The following is a 16,788-nucleotide window of genomic DNA, read 5'->3' as shown; positions in this document are numbered from 1 at the left end:
GTGGTCAAACAACTGCGCAGCGGCTTTGCCGCGGTACAACAAAGAATGGCCGGCCGCCGTCTGCTGCCGGACAACGCCTGGCGCACGCTGCTGCCCATCGTGCTCTTGGCCATAGGCGTCAGCGTGGCGGCCACCTTGTGGCTGTGGCGCGACGATGCCAGCTACAAGCCGGTGTTCGGCGCCCAGGAGAAAGTCAACAGCGCCGACATGATGGCGGCGCTCGATGCCGACAAGATTCCGTATCGCATCCATCCGCAAACCGGCCAGGTGCTGGTGCCGGACGCCGATCTGGCCCGCGCGCGCATGCAGCTGGCGGCCAAAGGGGTGGTGGCGCAGTTGCCCGCCGGGCTGGAGCTGCTGGACAAGAACGATCCGCTGGGCGTCAGCCAGTTCGTGCAGGACGTGCGCTTCCGCCGCGGCTTGGAAGGCGAGCTGGCGCAGAGCATCATGGCGTTGGACCCGGTGCGCGCCGCGCGCGTGCATTTGTCGCTGCCGCGCAGCACCTCCTTCGTCACCGCCGGCAGCGAGAAGGGCTCCGCCTCGGTGGTGGTGACGCTGAAACCGGGCCAGCAGTTGTCGAATGAGCAGATCGCCGCGGTGGTCAAACTGGTGGCGGGCAGCGTGTCCACGCTGGAGCCGTCGCAGGTGACGCTGGTGGATCAGGCCGGCGCGCTGCTGTCCGGGCGCATCGACCTCAGCGACGGCAATCTGTCGGCGACCGACAGCGAGGCGGCCAAGCGCTTCCGTCAGGAGGCCTTGCAGAATGTGCGCGACCTGTTGACGCCGGCCTTGGGCGCCGACAATTTCAAGGTCAGCGTGACGGCCGACGTGGACAACGACCGGGTCGAGGAAACCCGCGAAAAATACGGCGAAGCGCCCAAGGTCACCAATGAGGCTTCGCGCGAGGAAACCAGCACCGAGCGCGCCGCGCTGGGCGTGCCCGGCTCCCTGAGCAACCGGCCGGTCAATACCGATTCGTCCGGCGCGGCCGGCGAGAAAGCCGGCAACAGCAAGAACGCCGTCACCCGCCAGTACGCCTACGACCGCAACATCACCAATATCAAGAAAGCGCGCGGTACCCTGCGCCGCCTCAGCGTGGCCGTGGTGCTGAACCAGGCCGCGGCGCCGGGCCGCAAGGGCTGGCAGCCGGCCGACCTGGCCAATATCGACAAGCTGCTGCGCAACGGCTTGGGCATCAACGCCGAGCGCGGCGATGTGCTGGCGGTGTCCGCGCTTCACTTCGCCGCCGCGCCGCAGGAGGAGCCGATCTGGCAGCAGCCGGAAACCTGGTATGAAGGCGCGCGCTGGACGGCCTACGCCGTAGCGCTGCTGCTGGCCTATTTGCTGCTGGCGCGGCCGTTGCTGAAGATCGCCCGCCAACTGGCCGAACACAAACTGCGCGACTACGCGCCGGACGAACTCGACGTGACGCCGGAAGATCCGCTGCTGGACAACCGTCCGCTGCGCGAGGCCGCGACCCAGCGCCAGGCCGCGCTGGCGGCCGCGCCGGGCGACAGCGCGGTGGTGCCGCTCTTGGAAAATTACGATCTGCCGCCGGCTGGTTCGCCGGTGGACGTGATGGTGGAGCACCTGAAGGGGCTGGCGGCCAAGGAGCCGGAGCGCGTCGCGGAAGTGGTCAAGCAATGGGTGCAGAACAATGGACGCAAACAATAATCCGCCGCCGGAGTCTCCGGCTTACGTTCCCCCGCAACCGCCTGCCGGCCATGGCCAGATGAGCGCCATCGAGCAAGCCGCCGTGCTGCTGCTTTGCATGGGCGAAGAGCCGGCCGCGGCCGTGCTGCGCTGCCTCAGCCGGGAGGAGCTGCTGCAAGTGACGCAAGCCATGTCCGGCATGAGCGGCATCAAGGTGGACGCGGTGAAAACCACCATGCAGCGTTTCTTTGACGAATATCGCGAGCAGAGCGGCGTGCACGGCGCCAGCCGCAGCTTCCTCAAGCGCTCGCTGGAGCTGGCGCTGGGGGGCGACATCGCCGGCAGCGTGCTGGACACCATCTATGGCGATGCCATCCGGCCCAAGATGGCGCGGCTGCAATGGGTGTCGCCGCAATGGCTGGCCGACCGCATCGCCGTCGAGCACGTGCGGATGCAGGCTGTGTTCCTAGCTTTCCTGCCGCCGGCCTTGGCCGGCCAGGTGGTGGACGCCTTGCCTGCCGCCAGCCGCGACAGCGTGCTGGTCAATGTGGCCAGGTTGAAGGATGTGGACCGCGAACTGCTGCACGAGCTGGAAGAGCTGGTGGATCGCTGCCTGGAAAGCCTGCACACCCAGAGCACGGCGGTGGAGGGCATGCAGCAAACCGCCGACATCATCAACCGCCTGCCGGGCGACCGCAGCCGGATGATGGAGCTGCTGCGCGCGCACGATCCGGACATCGTCGACGAGATCGAGGCGAGGATGTACGACTTCTTCATCTTGTCGCGCCAGACCGAAGAGGTGCTGATGCGCATCTGCGAGGACATTGCGCTGGAACAGTGGACCATCTCGCTGAAAGGCGCCGAGCCAGCCGTGCGCGACGCCATCATCCAGACCATGCCGCGCCGCCAGGCGCAGAACTTCGAAGCGACGATGCGCCGTTCCGGCCCGGTGCCCAAGAGCCGCGTCGAGGAAGCGCGCCGCGAAATCATGGCCCAGGTGAGACAATTGGCCGATGCCGGCGAGATCGATCTGCAGCTGTTCCCTGAGGAGGTGGTCGAGTGAAGGCCTGGAGACCGTTCCGCTTTCCGCCGCTGATCGAGGGCGCGCCGCTGGCGCCGGCCGCCGCGGCCGAGGTGCAGGCCTCCGCCGCCGACGGCTTCCGCCAGGGCATGGATGCCGGCTACCGCGAGGGCTACGACAGCGGCGAGGCGGCCGGCCGCGATGCGGGCTACCAGGCTGGGCTGGAGCAGGGCCGCGCCGAAGGCGCCGCCGCCGCGCGCGCCGAAACCCTGGCCGGCTTGAATCAACTGGCGGCGCCGCTGGAGGCCGCCATCAAACAATTGCGCAAGCTGTGCCGCGATTACCAGGCCGCGCAACGCGACGAAGTCGTCGATCTGGTGGCCAAGGTGGCGCGCCAGGTGATTCGTTGCGAACTGGCGCTGAAGCCGGTGCAGATTCTGGACCTGGTGGAAGAGACGCTGGCCGCCTTGCCGCAGGGCGCGCATGCGCAGGGCGAGGTGGAGGTGCTGCTCAATCCGGAGGAGTGCCAGCGCATCCGCGAACTGGCGCCGGAGCGGGCCGCACGCTGGCAATTGTCCGCCGATCCGGCGCTGGCGCCGGGCGAATGCCGCGTGCGCGGCGTCGAATTCGAGGCGGACGCCGGCTGCCAGCAGCGGCTGGAGCATTGCGTGGCCAGCCTGCGCGAGCAGCTCATGGCGGAAGAGGGCTAAGCGATGCTGCGCCAGGCGCTGAGCCAGCTATCCGTGCCGGAAACGCCGGTCGCCACCGTCAGCGGCAAGCTGGTGGGGGTGAATGGCCTGCTGCTGGAAAGCGTGGGCTGCCCGCTGCATACCGGCCAGCGCTGCCTGGTGGAAACCGCCGGCGGCGGCTGGCTGCAGGCGCAGGTGGTGGGCTTCCGCCGCGAAGTCTCCTTCCTGATGCCGTTCAAGAAGCCGGTGGGGCTGACCACCGGCGCGCGCGTATTGCCGGCGCCGGACAGCAGCGGCCTGATGATAGGCGATGGTTGGCTGGGCCGCATCGTCAATGGCCTTGGCGAACCGCTGGACGACAAGGGCCGCCTGGGCGGCGACGCGCCGCTGGCCGCCCATCCGCCGCAGATCAATCCCTTGAAGAAAAAGCCGGTGGATAGGCCGCTGGATGTCGGCGTGCGCGCCATCAACGGCCTGCTGACCATAGGACGCGGCCAGCGCGTCGGCCTGTTCGCCGGCTCCGGCGTGGGCAAGAGCGTGCTCTTGGGCATGATCACCCGCCATACCGAGGCCGAGGTTGTCGTCGTGGGCCTGATCGGCGAACGCGGCCGCGAGGTGCGCGAGTTTGTCGAGCACGCGCTGGGGCCGGCAGGGATGGCCAAGGCGGTGCTGGTGGTGGCCCCGGCCGATGAATCCCCGTTGATGCGGCTGAAGGCGACCGAGCTGACCCACACCATCGCCGCGCACTTCCGCGACCGCGGCCGCAACGTGCTGTTGCTGGTGGATTCGCTGACCCGCTACGCCATGGCGCAACGCGAAGTGGCGCTGGCGCTGGGCGAGCCGCCGGCCACGCGCGGCTATCCGCCATCGGTGTTCGGCCTGCTGCCTAGCCTGGCCGAGAGCGCCGGCAACGGCGAAGGCGGCGAGGGCAGCATGAGCGCCATCTATACCGTGCTGGCGGAGGGCGACGACCAGCAAGATCCGGTGGTGGACACCGCGCGCGCGATTCTGGACGGCCACATCGTGCTGAGCCGCGAGCTGGCCGAGCGCGGCCACTACCCGGCCATCGATATTTCGCGTTCGGTCAGCCGTTGCATGAGCCAGCTGGTCGATGAAGAACACGTAGCCGTCGCGCGCGAGGTGCGAGCGGCCTGGAGCCGCTACCAGGAAGTGCGCGGCCTGCTGCCGCTGGGCGCGTATGTGCCCGGCGCGGACGCCGCCACCGACCGCGCCTTGCGGCTGCAGCCGCGCATCGAGGCGCTGCTGCGTCAAAGCGCGGATGACGCCGCGCCGTTTGCCGATACGCGCCATCAACTGCAGGAGCTTGCCCGCGCATGAATCCGCCGATTCGCCAATTGGACCTGTTGCTGACGCTGCGCCGCCGCGACGGCGAAAAGCTGGAGACCGAGCTGGCCGCCAAGCGCCGGCTGCAGGAGCGCTATCGACGCAATATCGAACGTCTGGAGCAACTGAACGCAGCCAGCGGCGCCACTGCCGCCGCCGGACATCCGGCGCTGGCGATGAACTGCGCCGGCTACAAAAGCCATCTGGCCGGGCTGAAGCAGACACAGCAGCAGGATTTGCGGCTGGCGGAGGCCGATGCCGAAGTCAGCCGCGGGCGGCTGGAAGCGGCGCGCCGGCGCGAGGAGCAGGTGCGGCAATTGCGCGAAGCGCTTGCGCTGGACTGGCGGCATCAGATGCAGCGGGCCGAGCAGAAACGGACGGATGAAACCGCTGGCCAGGCCTGGCTGAGAGGGCGCGGCGCATGGTGAATATTCACGGCATTTCAGTCTGGGTCCGCGGCGGTCGCCACTTCAATGGTGCAGACCATTGATTAGCTGACGAAAGGGATAGCGATGGCGATTGACTTCAACGCGATGCCGCCCAGCACCTGGGCGGACAATCTGGCCAAAAACAGCCTGGGCAATTTGCAGAACGCGCTGGATAGCCAGAACAAGGCTTCCAAGGCGCGCAGCGACGCGCTGAACCAGCTGCAGAAGGCGCTGCAGGATTACAAGAGCAGCCTCACTACGCTGAGCGGCAAGAAGAGTCTGATGGCCATGAGCGCCAGCGCCACGCCGGACGGCGCGGCCACGGTCAGCGCCAAGGGCAATGCCCAGGCCGGCAATTACAGCGTGTTTGTCGAGCAGCTGGCCAGCGCTCAGCAACTGCTGATGGGCGATTTGGCCGGCGCGGCCGCGAAAGCGGGAGATAAGCTCACCATCAAGCTGGCCGGCGGCGACAGCTTCACCGTGCCGCTGGACGGCGCGGACAAGGATGGCGACGGCAAGCTTACGCCGGGCGAATTGGCGCTGGCGATCAACCGGGCCGACGGCAATGCCGGCAAGGTCAACGCCATGGTGCTGAACAGCAACGGCAGCAGCCAGTTGGTGCTGTCTGCCGGCAAGAGCGGCGAAAAGAACGCGATTTCACTGGACCTGAGCCAAGTGGCCGATGCGGGCCTGAAAGCCGGCCTGTCTGCGCCCAAGGAGCTGAGCAAGGCCCAGGACGCGGTGGCCTGGCTGGGCGGCAAGACAGCCGGCGTGCGTCTGCAGCAGGGCTCGAACACTTTCGACAACATCGAGGGCGTCAGCTTCACCGTCAACAAGCTGAGCAAGGACGGCGATCCGCCGCTGCAACTGGCCATCAGCCGCAGCGACAGCGACACCACGGCCAATGTGCAGTCCTTCGTGGATGCGTACAACAAGATCTACAAGGCGATAGCCGATCTGTCGCAGCCGGGTTCCAGCGGCAAGCCGGGCGCGGCCTTTGCCGACGACTCCAGCGTGCGCGCGCTGAAGGGCCAGCTCAACGCCATCCTGCGCCAGTCTTACGACGGCATCACCTTGGGCCAGCTGGGCATCAGCGCCAGCCGCGACGGCACGCTGACGCTGGACAGCAAGAAGCTGGGAGACGCGCTGAAGGCTGCGCCGGACGCGCTGGATCGCTACTTCAACGCGACGGGCCAGAACGGCGCGCTCAAACAGAGCAGCGATTATCTGGACAAGTGGCTGAATTACAGCAACGGCCTGATCAAGCAGCGGCGCGACAGCGGCGACCGCGAGCAGAAAGACCTGGGCCGCCGCCAGGACGCGCTGCAGCAGCAATACCAACAGTTGTACCAGCGCTATCTGGCCCAGTTCACCCAATTGCAGAACATGCAGGACCAGATGAAGCAGACGCTGGGCATGCTCAATTTCAACTGATTTGAAGAAGACGGGATCGAGATCGTGGATTACGAAGCCTACCGCAACTATCACGCGGTGAATCTGGAGTCGCAGACCCACGCCGCCAGCCAGGTGGAACTGGTGCTGGTTCTGTTCGACGGCCTGCTGGAGGAGATCGCGCGCGCGCGCGGCCATCTGCAACAGCGCCGCTACGAGCAGAAGGGCGAGAGCATCAGCAAGTGCATCAACATCCTGAATGGCCTGTCCAGCGCGCTGGATTTCGAATCCGGCGGCGAGGTGGTGGCCAATCTGGCGCGCTTGTACGACTACTGCGCGCATCGCCTGTACCAGGCCAGCGTGGAGCTGGACATCGCCGCGCTGGACGAGGCGGAGCAGCTGCTGGCCACTTTGAAGGGCGGCTGGATAGGCGTGCGGGACCAGCATGACGCGGCCTGAGGTGGCGCGTTGCTGCCAAGCCATCGCCGATGCCGGCGCGCGCCGCGACTGGGCGGCGCTGGCGGCGCTGGATCTGCGCGTGCGCGCCAGGCTGGAGGCGCCGGATTGCGATCTGGATGGCGAAGAAAAATCGGCCTTGGCTGCCGCTTATCGCGGCGCGTTGGCGAGCGGCCGCGCGGAGTTGGACGCGTTGCAGAACCGGCTGGCAGGCATGGGCCGTCACCGCGAAGGCCAACTGGCCTACGCGCAATTCAGTGAATGGGAGCAAGCATGAGCAGAGTGGCGCCGCCGATTCAGATGACGCAGCCTCCGCTTGGCGACGACGCCGTCGCGCCGGCATTGGGCGATGGATTGCCGGACGATGATGCGCCGGTCAATGATTTTGCCTCTGCGATGCAGGCGGCAGATCAAGCAGACATGCCGAATGCCGCGCCGCCGAGCGCGGCGGTGGCATCCGGCGGCGCGCCGGCCGTGGTGACCAGTCTGGCGCCAGGAACGGCAGCTGCGCCGCGACACGAGCGGCGGCTGCCGGACGACGCTGACGATGACCGGGAGCGGATCGATCCAGTCGCGCAGGCTCCCGCCATGCAGCCGTCGCCGCTGTGGCAGGCGCTGCTGCCGCAAAGCCTGCCTGCGCAGACTCAAACGCGATCGGCCACGGCAGAGACGGCCACCGCGCCGGTGCAGGATGCGGCCTCAACGCAGCGGACTTTGTCCATGCCCGTCGGGCAGATCAAGGCTTTGGCCGAACAAGCGGCCGAACTGGCGCCGTCAAGCGAGCTGCCAATGCCGGCGCTGAATGCAGCCGCCTTGTCCTTGCCAACCGCCCATGCGGCCGAAGCCGGCAAAGCGGCGGAGGGTTTCAGCCTGGCCTTGCCGGCCGCGCAGCCGGAAAGCTGGAGCGGCAAGCTGCAGGCGGCGTTGGGCGAACGGCTGCAGGTCTTGTCCAACCAGAACATGGACCGCGCCACCATCCGTTTGGACCCGCCGTCGCTGGGCACGCTGGAGATCGCCATCCGCCACCAGGCCGGGGCGTTGACGGTGGAGTTGACCGCCTCGCACGGCGAGGTGGTGCGCCAGCTGCAAAACATAGGCGACGCGCTGCGCCAGGACTTGGGCGCTCGCCAGTACACCCAAGTGGCGGTGGACGTGAAGGAGGGCATGCCGTCCGGCCATGGCCAGGGAGGGCGTCACGGCCGAGAGCCGCAGCGGGAGGAACCCGGCCGCGCATTGGCGCAGGACGGCTGGACTCAGGCCGATGGCTTCTCGCTGGATCAGGGCTGAAGCAATTTAAAGAGGTGATGGATAGATGAATGGCAAAACCCTGATCGCCGCGGCGCTGACGGCCTTGCTGGCGGCTGGCGCTGTGGCCGGCGGCTGGTGGTATGTCCAGCAGGGCAACCATGCCGCGCCGCAGGCGCCCAAGCCGGTCGATTACCGCTTTATCACGCTGGATAAGAACATCGTGATGCTGAAGAGCGAAGCCGGCGGCGATCCGCGCTATATGGCGGTGGACTTGGTGTTTCGCAGCACGCCGGATGACGAGGCCAAGGTGAAGGAGCAACTGCCGCTGTTGAAGAGCGTCGCGGTGCGCGCCTTGTCGCAACTGAGCCGCGAACGCGCCAACGCCTTGGGCATAGACGACTACCAGCGCCTGCTGGACAAGGCCTATCGCGCCGCCTTCGCCCGCGAGCGGATGGCGCTGCCATTCAGCGAGGTCATGGTCAGCAAGCTGATCATCGAGTAAGCGCGATGTACGCCGAAAGCTATGCCTCCCCTTGCCAGGCTGCCGACGAGGCCAGGCACTTGGCCACGTATGCGCCGCTGGTCAAGCGCGCGGCGCGCCAGTTGGCCAGCCAGGCCGGCGGCGTGTTCGACCGCGAAGACATGGAGCAAATCGGCCTGATGGCCTTGCTGGATTGCTTGCGCCGTTATGGCGGCGAGCCGGACGAGCGTTTCGCCGGCTTCGCCATGCTGCGCATTCGCGGCGCCATTCTGGATGAATTGCGGCGGCTGGATTGGCGTCCGCGCGCGGTGCGGCAGGAAGCGCACCGGGTGCGCGACGGGCTGCGCGAACTGAGGCGCAAGCTGAGGCGGGAACCGTCCGAAGCCGAGGCGATGTCGCTGCTGGGGCTGGACGCCGAGGCCTACCGCGACGCGCTGCTGGCGGAAAACGCCGAGGCGATGGCGAGCTTCGACGAGATGGTGGCCGCCGGCGTGGAGCTGGCGGGCGAGGGCTCGCCGGAGGCCCGGCTGGAGCGGCAGAGCGAGCTGGCGCGCGCGCTGACCGCGCTGAACGAGCGCGAGCAGCAGGTGATCCAGCTGTATTACGAGTTTGAACTGAGTCTCAAGGAGATCGCGGCGGTGCTGGAGCTGACTGAGGCCCGCATCTGCCAGATCAACAAGAGCGCCCTGAAAAAGATGCAGGCCTGCCTGATGGCCGCCTGAAGCAAGGAAACACCCCATGCAGCAATTGTTTGGCATTCTGATCGTGCTGGTTTGCGTATTCGGCGGCTTCATGCTGCACGGCGGCGCGTTGTCCATCATTTGGCAGCCGACCGAGCTGTTGATCATCTGCGGCGCGGCGCTGGGCGCCGTGGTGCTCGGCAACCCGCCGCATGTGCTGAAGGAAATGGGCGGCCAGATCAAGCGGGTGGTGATGCGCAAAAAACAGGGCGCGGAATTCCAGCGCCAGCAGCTGCTGTTGATGTACGAGCTGTTGATCACCGCCAGCCGCGGCTTGAAGGCGCTGGATCAGCATGTGGAAGCGCCGCGGCAGAGCGCCTTGTTCAACCGCTATCCGCTGGTGCTGGAAAGCCCCAAGCTGCTGGCCTTCATTGTCGACAACTTCCGGTTGATGGCGATGGGAAAGATCAATGCCCATGAGCTGGAAGGCGTGCTGGACCAAGAGCTGGACGCCATCCACGAGCAGTTGAACCAACCATCGAAGTCGCTGCACAAGATCGCCGAGGCGATGCCGGGCTTCGGCATTCTGGCCGCGGTGCTGGGCATCGTGATGGCGATGAATACCGTGGCCCAGGGCGCCAGCGCCGGCGAGATCGCCGCCAGCGTCGCCGCGGCGATGGTGGGCACCTTCATCGGCATTTTCTTTTGCTATGGCGTGCTGGACCCGCTGTCCAACGTGATGGGGCAGCTGGTCAAGGAGGAACTGTCCAATTTCGAATCGGTGAAAGTGGTGCTGACCACCCACGCCTCCGGCAAGCCGCCGTTGCTGGCCATCGACGCCGGCCGCCGCCTGGTGCAGTTGAACACCAAGCCCAGCTTCTCGCAGCTGGAAACATGGATCAATACGCTGGAAGGGCTGGCTTAAACCATGGCGGGCCTGAAGAACAAGGATGGCCAGGACGGCGCGGTGATCAAGCGCGTGGCGCGCCGCCACGCCGAAGACGCGCACGGCGGCGCCTGGAAAGTGGCGTTTGCCGACTTCGTATTGGCGCTGATGTGTTTGTTTCTGGTGCTGTGGGTGCTGGCCGCGCGCGATCAGGAAAACCTGCAGCAGCTGCTCACCACTTCCGGCGGCAGCCCTTTGCTGCAGGGCAACGGCCGGCAGATAGACCATATGGGCAATCCGCCCGGCACGCTGATTCCGCGCGACCCGATTCCCGGCCACAACGGCAGCCAGGCGGCCAGCAAGTCCATGGTCCGCGACAGCGACAAGCAGGCGGTGAATGATGAGCCGGAGCGCGAGCGGCGCAGCTACGACAGCGAGGCCGATCTGCGCAAGCTGGCGGCGGAGTTGTCCGAAATGAGCCGCAAGGCGGGGCTGGAGAGCAATCTGCAAACGGTGATCACGCCGTATGGTCTGCGCGTGACGCTGCATGACACCGACAAGCAGGGCATGTTCGAGCGCGGCAGCGCGATTGTGGAGCCGCGTTTCCGATCCTTGCTGCAGCAGATCGGCGCCATGCTGGGCGAGATCGACAACCGGCTCTTGCTGGTGGGGCATACCGACGCGGCGCGATACCACAGCGCGGGCGGCTTCAACACCCTGTCCAACTGGTCCTTGTCCAGCAACCGGGCCATGGCGGCGCGCATGCACATGCTGCAGGGCGGGTTGGCCGGCGAATCCGTGCTGCAAGTGGTCGGCATGGCCGACCGCGCGCCGCTGGACAGCGCGCATCCGCTGGCGGCGGTGAATCGCCGCATCGAGCTGTTGATTTTGACTTCCGGCCAGGCGCAGGCGGTGGTGTCGATGTTCGGCGCGGCGGCGAAAGGCTCAGCCGGCATCCCGGGCGTGGCGTCCGCACTGCCCAGCGCGTCAGACTTGAGCAATCTCAAGCGGGATACCATCGGAATACGTTAATTTTCTGTTAATATTGTGTTTCCATAAAAATCCTTGCGTTGCAAGGATTTTTTTTTGTGAGAATTTCACACAAATTTTAAGCAAATTATTTACAATATCCCAATAGTTGATAAGAATAACGACTTGAGAGTCATATCCAATAATATAAAATGTCAATCAATGACTTTGACATTCAGTGATGGGTGTCAGTGAGTCGGGGACGTGTTACCGAGATGAAACAAGAACAAGCAATACAGATGTTGCGGCAGACGCCGCTGTTTGGCCATTTGGCTGAAGAGCAGCTGGATAGGGTCCTGGAGGAGGGCGAGACGATCCGCCTAGCCAAAGGGGAGGCGTTGTACTCGGAAGGCGATGCTTCCGACGAGGTTTACCTGCTGTTCGCCGGCTGCATGCAGGCCTATGTGGCGGAGCCGAACGGCAAGAAGTATGTGCTGCAGATCAGCATGCCGGGCGACATGCTGGGCATGGAGTCGTTTGTCGACGGCGGCATGCGCAACAGCAGCGTGGTGGCCGACGAGGACAGCATGCTGCTGCGCTTCTCCCGCAGCATGTTGTGCCAGTTGTTCGACAGCGAGGATGGCTTGCCGGGCTGCCATATGGTGCGCGGCAGCATCATGCGCTACCTGGTTTCCCTGGTGCGTCACATGACCATGCTGGCGCGCAACCTGGCCCTGCTCGATGTGTATGGCCGCGTGCGCATCCTGATCAATCAGATGCTGGTGGAGCAAGACGGCGTGCTGATCCTGCGCAAGCAATTGACGCAGCAGGAAATCGCCGATCAGATCGGCTCCTCGCGCGAGATGGTGGCGCGCATCCTGAAAGAACTCGTCTATGGGCACTATATCCGCATGGAGAACCGCCGCATCGTGGTGTTGAAGATGCTGCCGGAAAACTTCTGACGCGACCCGGCCGCGCCGCCAATGAGGCGGCCGGCCTTTTTGCCCTCCCAGCTTAAGTTCGGCGCGCTGGCGTCGCCTTGTATCGGTATCACACCGTATACGGATAGCAGGCATTCTGATGCAGATCTCACCTCATTCCTCCTGGCGCGGCGAACAGGCCGCAAACCTCAAGACCGAAAACCGCCCGGCAGCGGAAGCCGTGCCGCGCGCGCTGCCGGCGCAGGACTCGTCCGCCTCGCTGGCCGCCGATCTGCGCGCCATGCCGGAAATCGACCAGGCCAAGGTGGATGCGGTGCGCGCCGCGCTGGCGCGCGGCGAGGTGCGCTTCGATCCGCAGCGGTTGGCTGGCCTGATCGAGCAATATCACGGCGGACGTTGATGGATAGAAAGCAGGTTTATCGCGAGTTGTTCACGACCATAGCAGCGGATCTGGCTGATTATCCGCTGCTATTGGAGAGTCTGGAGGCGCAGTTTCAGGCCGCGCTAGCCCATGATGCGGCAGGCTTGGAGGCGTGCGCCAGCCGGATTTCCGAGCTGTGCGACAGGCTGGAGCGTAGCCGCCACGCCCGTCAGGCATGGGTGCGGGATTTGCTGCCTGCCGGCGCCGAATTGTCGATGAGCGCGCTCTTGGATGCCTTGCCGCCAAATCTGCGCGAGCAGGGCGCGGCGCGTTGGCGGCGGCTGTGCGAGCTGGCTGCCGCGTGTCGGGAGCGCAATCTGCGCAACGGCCAATTATTGCAGCAGCGGCAAGCCCTGTTGCGACGGGTGCTGGAGGGGGAGTCCGATGTTTACGCAGCGCAGTGAGCGAGCGGCCGGTTTTGACTCGCCCTTGGCCGAGTCCGTCGCCTTGCCGCTGGACTTGCCGGGCGGCGGCGCAGGATTCGCCGAGCAGTTTTCTGGTTTGCGCCGCGAGGTGGAACGTTTCATCGCCAATGGCGAGCCGGGTGCGGCTGCGCAATTGACGCCGGAAGCCTGGCGCTTGAAGCAGCAATTGCAGGCTGCGGGTCGGGTGGATGCGGCTGCGGTTTCGCCTGACAGGCAGGCTTTTCTTGAGGAGATGAGGCCGTATGCGCAGGCGGCTGCGGCGAGGCTGGGCGTCACGCCGGACATCGTGCTGGCGCAGGCGGCGCTGGAGTCGGGCTGGGGGCGCAAGCCGTTGACGTTGGCGAATGGCGGCAATAGCCATAATCTGTTTGGCATCAAGGCCGACTCGCGCTGGCGCGGCGGCGTCGCGGCGGCGCTGACCACGGAATTCGCGGATGGGCAAAAACAATCCCGGGTGGAGTCGTTCCGGGCTTATCCCGATTACCAAGCCGCTTTTGACGACTACGCCAGGTTGTTGGCGAGCAATCCTCGCTATCGCGCGGCGTTGGGCGTTGGCGGCGATGCGCAGGCGTTTGCCCGGGGTTTGGCGAGCGGCGGCTATGCCAGCGATCCGGGCTACGCCGGCAAGCTGGCCGACCTGGTTGGGCAGCTGCGGCGAACGGCGCGTTGATGCGGGGCGGCGGGGCGGGTAAAATCGGCGTCAAAGCACGCCGATTTTTGTTTTGAGCTTTTTAGGGGAAATAAAAAGAAAAAAGCCGAAATCTCAAGATTTCGGCTTTTTAACTGGTGGAGGTAAGCGGGATCGAACCGCTGACCTCTTGCATGCCATGCAAGCGCTCTCCCAGCTGAGCTATACCCCCAGTATTCGCTGGCGTCCCCACGGGGATTCGAACCCCGGTTATCGCCGTGAAAGGGCGGTGTCCTAGGCCTCTAGACGATGGGGACATACGTCCTAATTGTATTGTGGTGGAGGTAAGCGGGATCGAACCGCTGACCTCTTGCATGCCATGCAAGCGCTCTCCCAGCTGAGCTATACCCCCACATGAAACTATGGCGTCCCCACGGGGATTCGAACCCCGGTTATCGCCGTGAAAGGGCGGTGTCCTAGGCCTCTAGACGATGGGGACTAAATTTTGGTGGAGGTAAGCGGGATCGAACCGCTGACCTCTTGCATGCCATGCAAGCGCTCTCCCAGCTGAGCTATACCCCCACATAATCTGTCGATTTCGCTTTCGCTTTTGACCGTTGGGTCTCGACAGGAGGCGAACTATACCCGGACCAATTTGGGCGTGCAAGCGTTTTGTGAAAATATTTCGAAAATATGCAGAAATTACCCATTTTGACTGGCGAATGAAGTGCGGCGCGCGACACGAGGAGGCATTTTGGGTATTTATATTTCAATAAAGAATATAAATCTAAAATAATATTACTTAGTATTCTAACATTGCCGCTGTTAAGGTGTCGCCATGGCCGGCCCATGCTGCCGGAAGACACTGAGCAACGATGGAGATTCGACAATGAAAAAACTGAATGCCGCACTGATTCTTGGTCTGTCTTTGGCCGCCGCTTTTGCGCACGCTGACGATCTGGCCGATATCCGCAAGGCTGGCGTGTTGAAGATCGGCACCGAAGGCACGTATGCCCCGTTTACTTATCACAATGCTTCCGGCGAACTGACCGGTTTTGATGTCGAAATCGGCCAGGCCATCGCCAAGCGTCTGGGCGTCAAGCCGCAATTCGTCGAGGGCAAGTGGGATGGCTTGATCGCCGGCCTGGACGTCAAGCGTTACGACGTCGTGATCAACGAGGTGGCCGTCACCGATGCGCGCAAGGCCAAATACGATTTCTCCGAGCCGTACATCGTGTCCAAGGCGGTGTTGATCGTGCGCGACGACAATCGCGACATCAAGCGCTTTGAAGACTTGAAGGGCCGCAAGTCCGCCAATACCCTGACCAGCAATTTCGGCAAGCTGGCGCAGCGCTATGGCGCGGAGGTGGTGCCGACTCAGGGCTTCAATGAATCCGTCGCGCTGCTGGAGTCCGGCCGCGTGGAAACCACCATCAACGACAGCCTGTCCTTCCTCGATTTCAAGAAGAAGCAGCCCAAGTCACGCCTGAAAGTAGCCGCTACCGAGGCGAATGGCGACGCGTCCGCCGTGCTGTTGCGCAAGGGCAATCCGGAATTGAAGGCCGCCATCGACAAGGCGCTGGCGTCGATCAAGGCTGACGGCACGTATCAGAAGATTTCGCACAAATACTTCGGCGCCGACGTGTCGCGCTGATTGAGGAGGAGCGATGCCTTCGTGGTTGCAGTTGATGGCGGATTCGCTGCCGTCGCTTATTTATGCCGGGCTGGTGTTCACCGTGCCGCTGACCTTGCTGTCTTTTGTCGGTGGCTTGGCCTTGGGCCTGGTGGTGGCCTTGATCCGGCTGTTTGGCCCGCGCCCGTTGGTGCTGTTGGTGCGCGCTTATTCCTGGCTGGTGCGCGGCACGCCCTTGCTGGTGCAGCTGTTCGTGATCTTCTACGGCTTGCCGCGCGTCGGCATCGTGTTTGATCCGTTTCCAGCGGCGCTGCTTGGCTTCGTGCTCAGCGTCGGCGCGTATACCTCGGAAGTGATACGGGCGGCCATCGTCTCGGTGCCGAAGGCGCAGTGGGAGGCGGCGTATTCGCTGGGCATGAGCTGGTCGCAGGCGATGCGCCGCACCATCCTGCCGCAGGCGAGCCGGGTGGCGGTGCCGCCGCTGGCCAACTCCTTTATCTCGCTGGTAAAGGATACCTCGCTGGCGGCCGTATTGACGGTGCCGGAGATGTTCCAGGCGGCGCAGCGGATTGCCGCCACCACTTACGAGCCGCTGGTACTGTATCTTGAGGCGGCTTTTCTATACCTGATGCTGAGTACGGTGTTGACCTGGCTGCAAGAGCGTCTGGAAAAACGTTTTGACCGCCATGTGGCGCCCGTGGGAGCGGCGACATGATCAAGCTGAACGATATCGTCAAATCCTTTGATGGCCACCGGGTGCTGGACGGGGTGAGCCTGACCCTGTCCGAGGGCGGCGTCACCGCGCTGATCGGCCCGTCCGGCAGCGGCAAGAGCACGCTGCTGCGCTGCGTCAACCTGCTGGAGGTGCCGGATGCCGGCAGCCTGGAGCTGGCCGGCGATGCCTTGAGCTTTACACCGGGTCGCAAGCTGTCACGCGAGGCGGTGCTGCGGATGCGGCGGGCGACCGGCATGGTGTTCCAGAGCTTCCAGCTGTTTCCGCATCAGACGGTACTGCAAAATGTGATGGAAGGCCTGCTGACCGTGCAGCGCTGGCCGCGCCAGCAGGCGGAACAGCGCGCGCGCGAACTGTTGGACAAGGTGGGCATGGCTCACAAGGCTGACGCCTGGCCGTCTACCCTGTCTGGCGGCCAGCAGCAGCGGGTGGCCATTGCCCGCGCCCTGGCGCCGTCGCCGCGGCTGTTGTTGTGCGACGAACCGACATCGGCGCTGGACCCGGAGCTGGCGGCGGAAGTGGTGGCGGTGCTGCGCCAGCTGGCGGCCGAGGGCGTCACCATGCTGATGGCGACGCACGATCTGCGCCTGGCGGCCAGCGTGGCGCGCGATGTCGTGTTCTTGGAGCATGGCCGCGTCGTCGAGGCGGGCAGCGCGTCCCAGATATTCGGCGCGCCGCGCCAGCCGCGCACGGCCGAATATGTCTCCACGCTGACTGCCGGGGCGAGGGATTTGGTGCAGATTTGAGCGCAAGGGGCCGC

At 64.8% G+C, this 16,788-nt stretch carries 20 protein-coding genes and 5 tRNA genes; 20 read left to right on the top strand and 5 right to left on the bottom strand.

Annotation, left to right across the window (positions count from 1 at the left end):
• From fliF to flgJ, 17 genes are all read left to right on the top strand, one after another.
• The gene (gene fliF, locus C2134_RS04185; protein WP_103317780.1) at positions 1–1,674 is read left to right on the top strand and encodes a flagellar basal-body MS-ring/collar protein FliF; all 1,674 of its coding nucleotides are present in this window, start codon (positions 1–3) and stop codon (positions 1,672–1,674) included.
• Entirely contained in the window at positions 1,658–2,716 is a 1,059-nt protein-coding gene (locus C2134_RS04180; RefSeq protein WP_233196350.1) for a flagellar motor switch protein FliG, read from the top strand. The genes fliF and C2134_RS04180 overlap by 17 nt, the downstream gene beginning before the upstream one ends.
• Entirely contained in the window at positions 2,713–3,384 is a 672-nt protein-coding gene (gene fliH, locus C2134_RS04175) for a flagellar assembly protein FliH (RefSeq protein ID WP_103317778.1), read from the top strand. The genes C2134_RS04180 and fliH overlap by 4 nt, the downstream gene beginning before the upstream one ends.
• Before the next feature lie 3 nt (positions 3,385–3,387).
• A complete protein-coding gene (fliI, locus tag C2134_RS04170) occupies positions 3,388–4,701 on the top strand; it encodes a flagellar protein export ATPase FliI (protein WP_103317776.1) in 1,314 nt (437 codons plus the stop codon).
• The gene (gene fliJ, locus C2134_RS04165) at positions 4,698–5,135 is read left to right on the top strand and encodes a flagellar export protein FliJ (RefSeq protein ID WP_103317774.1); all 438 of its coding nucleotides are present in this window, start codon (positions 4,698–4,700) and stop codon (positions 5,133–5,135) included. The genes fliI and fliJ overlap by 4 nt, the downstream gene beginning before the upstream one ends.
• An 84-nt stretch (positions 5,136–5,219) precedes the next feature.
• Positions 5,220–6,569 (top strand): flagellar filament capping protein FliD, encoded by a 1,350-nt coding sequence (fliD, locus tag C2134_RS04160; RefSeq protein ID WP_103317772.1) that lies wholly within the window; start codon positions 5,220–5,222, stop codon positions 6,567–6,569.
• A 24-nt stretch (positions 6,570–6,593) separates the two neighbouring features.
• The gene (gene fliS / locus C2134_RS04155; protein WP_103317770.1) at positions 6,594–6,986 is read left to right on the top strand and encodes a flagellar export chaperone FliS; all 393 of its coding nucleotides are present in this window, start codon (positions 6,594–6,596) and stop codon (positions 6,984–6,986) included.
• Positions 6,973–7,260: an ABC transporter substrate-binding protein gene (locus C2134_RS04150; protein WP_103317768.1), complete on the top strand. Its 288-nt coding sequence runs from the start codon at positions 6,973–6,975 to the stop codon at positions 7,258–7,260. The genes fliS and C2134_RS04150 overlap by 14 nt, the downstream gene beginning before the upstream one ends.
• Positions 7,257–8,270, top strand: a complete 1,014-nt coding sequence (locus tag C2134_RS21690) for a flagellar hook-length control protein FliK (RefSeq protein ID WP_233196349.1) — start codon at positions 7,257–7,259, stop codon at positions 8,268–8,270. The genes C2134_RS04150 and C2134_RS21690 overlap by 4 nt, the downstream gene beginning before the upstream one ends.
• Positions 8,271–8,295: 25 nt before the next feature.
• Positions 8,296–8,733, top strand: coding sequence for a flagellar basal body-associated FliL family protein (locus tag C2134_RS04135; protein WP_103317763.1), 438 nt, complete (start codon positions 8,296–8,298; stop codon positions 8,731–8,733).
• Between the two features lie 5 nt (positions 8,734–8,738).
• Positions 8,739–9,434 carry a FliA/WhiG family RNA polymerase sigma factor gene (locus tag C2134_RS04130; protein ID WP_103317761.1) on the top strand — a complete coding sequence of 232 codons (696 nt, stop codon included), beginning with the start codon at positions 8,739–8,741 and terminating at the stop codon, positions 9,432–9,434.
• A 16-nt stretch (positions 9,435–9,450) separates the two neighbouring features.
• The gene (gene motA / locus C2134_RS04125) at positions 9,451–10,317 is read left to right on the top strand and encodes a flagellar motor stator protein MotA (RefSeq protein WP_103317759.1); all 867 of its coding nucleotides are present in this window, start codon (positions 9,451–9,453) and stop codon (positions 10,315–10,317) included.
• 3 nt (positions 10,318–10,320) lie between these two features.
• Positions 10,321–11,310, top strand: coding sequence for a flagellar motor protein MotB (locus C2134_RS04120; protein WP_103317757.1), 990 nt, complete (start codon positions 10,321–10,323; stop codon positions 11,308–11,310).
• A gap of 212 nt (positions 11,311–11,522) precedes the next feature.
• On the top strand, positions 11,523–12,209 hold the full coding sequence (locus C2134_RS04115) for a Crp/Fnr family transcriptional regulator (protein ID WP_103317756.1): 687 nt from the start codon (positions 11,523–11,525) through the stop codon (positions 12,207–12,209).
• A 118-nt stretch (positions 12,210–12,327) separates the two neighbouring features.
• Positions 12,328–12,588: a flagellar biosynthesis anti-sigma factor FlgM gene (flgM, locus tag C2134_RS04110; protein WP_103317754.1), complete on the top strand. Its 261-nt coding sequence runs from the start codon at positions 12,328–12,330 to the stop codon at positions 12,586–12,588.
• Positions 12,588–13,013 carry a flagellar export chaperone FlgN gene (flgN, locus tag C2134_RS04105; protein WP_103317752.1) on the top strand — a complete coding sequence of 142 codons (426 nt, stop codon included), beginning with the start codon at positions 12,588–12,590 and terminating at the stop codon, positions 13,011–13,013. Before flgM ends, flgN begins: the two co-directional genes overlap by 1 nt.
• Positions 12,994–13,704: a flagellar assembly peptidoglycan hydrolase FlgJ gene (gene flgJ, locus C2134_RS04100; RefSeq protein ID WP_233196348.1), complete on the top strand. Its 711-nt coding sequence runs from the start codon at positions 12,994–12,996 to the stop codon at positions 13,702–13,704. The genes flgN and flgJ overlap by 20 nt, the downstream gene beginning before the upstream one ends.
• 114 nt (positions 13,705–13,818) lie before the next feature.
• On the opposite strand, the gene C2134_RS04095 is transcribed toward flgJ, so the two are convergent.
• The 5 genes from C2134_RS04095 to C2134_RS04075 form a co-directional block, all read right to left on the bottom strand.
• A tRNA-Ala gene (locus C2134_RS04095) sits at positions 13,819–13,894 on the bottom strand.
• A gap of 9 nt (positions 13,895–13,903) precedes the next feature.
• Positions 13,904–13,979, bottom strand: a tRNA-Glu gene (locus C2134_RS04090).
• A gap of 19 nt (positions 13,980–13,998) precedes the next feature.
• Positions 13,999–14,074: transfer RNA gene (locus C2134_RS04085), tRNA-Ala, on the bottom strand.
• A gap of 11 nt (positions 14,075–14,085) precedes the next feature.
• Positions 14,086–14,161 (bottom strand) — tRNA-Glu (locus tag C2134_RS04080).
• A 7-nt stretch (positions 14,162–14,168) separates the two neighbouring features.
• Positions 14,169–14,244 (bottom strand) — tRNA-Ala (locus C2134_RS04075).
• Positions 14,245–14,551: 307 nt separating this feature from the next.
• On the opposite strand from C2134_RS04075, the gene C2134_RS04070 reads away from it, so the two are divergent.
• Genes C2134_RS04070 through C2134_RS04060 form a run of 3 tightly spaced genes read left to right on the top strand, consistent with a single transcriptional unit; the run spans position 14,552 to position 16,774 of the window.
• Positions 14,552–15,316: an amino acid ABC transporter substrate-binding protein gene (locus C2134_RS04070; RefSeq protein WP_103317750.1), complete on the top strand. Its 765-nt coding sequence runs from the start codon at positions 14,552–14,554 to the stop codon at positions 15,314–15,316.
• A 13-nt stretch (positions 15,317–15,329) separates the two neighbouring features.
• Positions 15,330–16,010: an amino acid ABC transporter permease gene (locus C2134_RS04065; RefSeq protein WP_103317748.1), complete on the top strand. Its 681-nt coding sequence runs from the start codon at positions 15,330–15,332 to the stop codon at positions 16,008–16,010.
• The gene (locus tag C2134_RS04060; RefSeq protein ID WP_103317746.1) at positions 16,007–16,774 is read left to right on the top strand and encodes an amino acid ABC transporter ATP-binding protein; all 768 of its coding nucleotides are present in this window, start codon (positions 16,007–16,009) and stop codon (positions 16,772–16,774) included. Before C2134_RS04065 ends, C2134_RS04060 begins: the two co-directional genes overlap by 4 nt.
• Positions 16,775–16,788: the final 14 nt, after the last annotated feature.

Origin of the sequence: Chromobacterium sinusclupearum (assembly GCF_002902845.1) — a bacterium.
Classification (GTDB): Bacteria; Pseudomonadota; Gammaproteobacteria; order Burkholderiales; family Chromobacteriaceae; genus Chromobacterium; species Chromobacterium sinusclupearum.
Note: the sequence above shows the minus strand (reverse complement) of the source record. Positions and strands in the feature narration are given on the sequence as shown.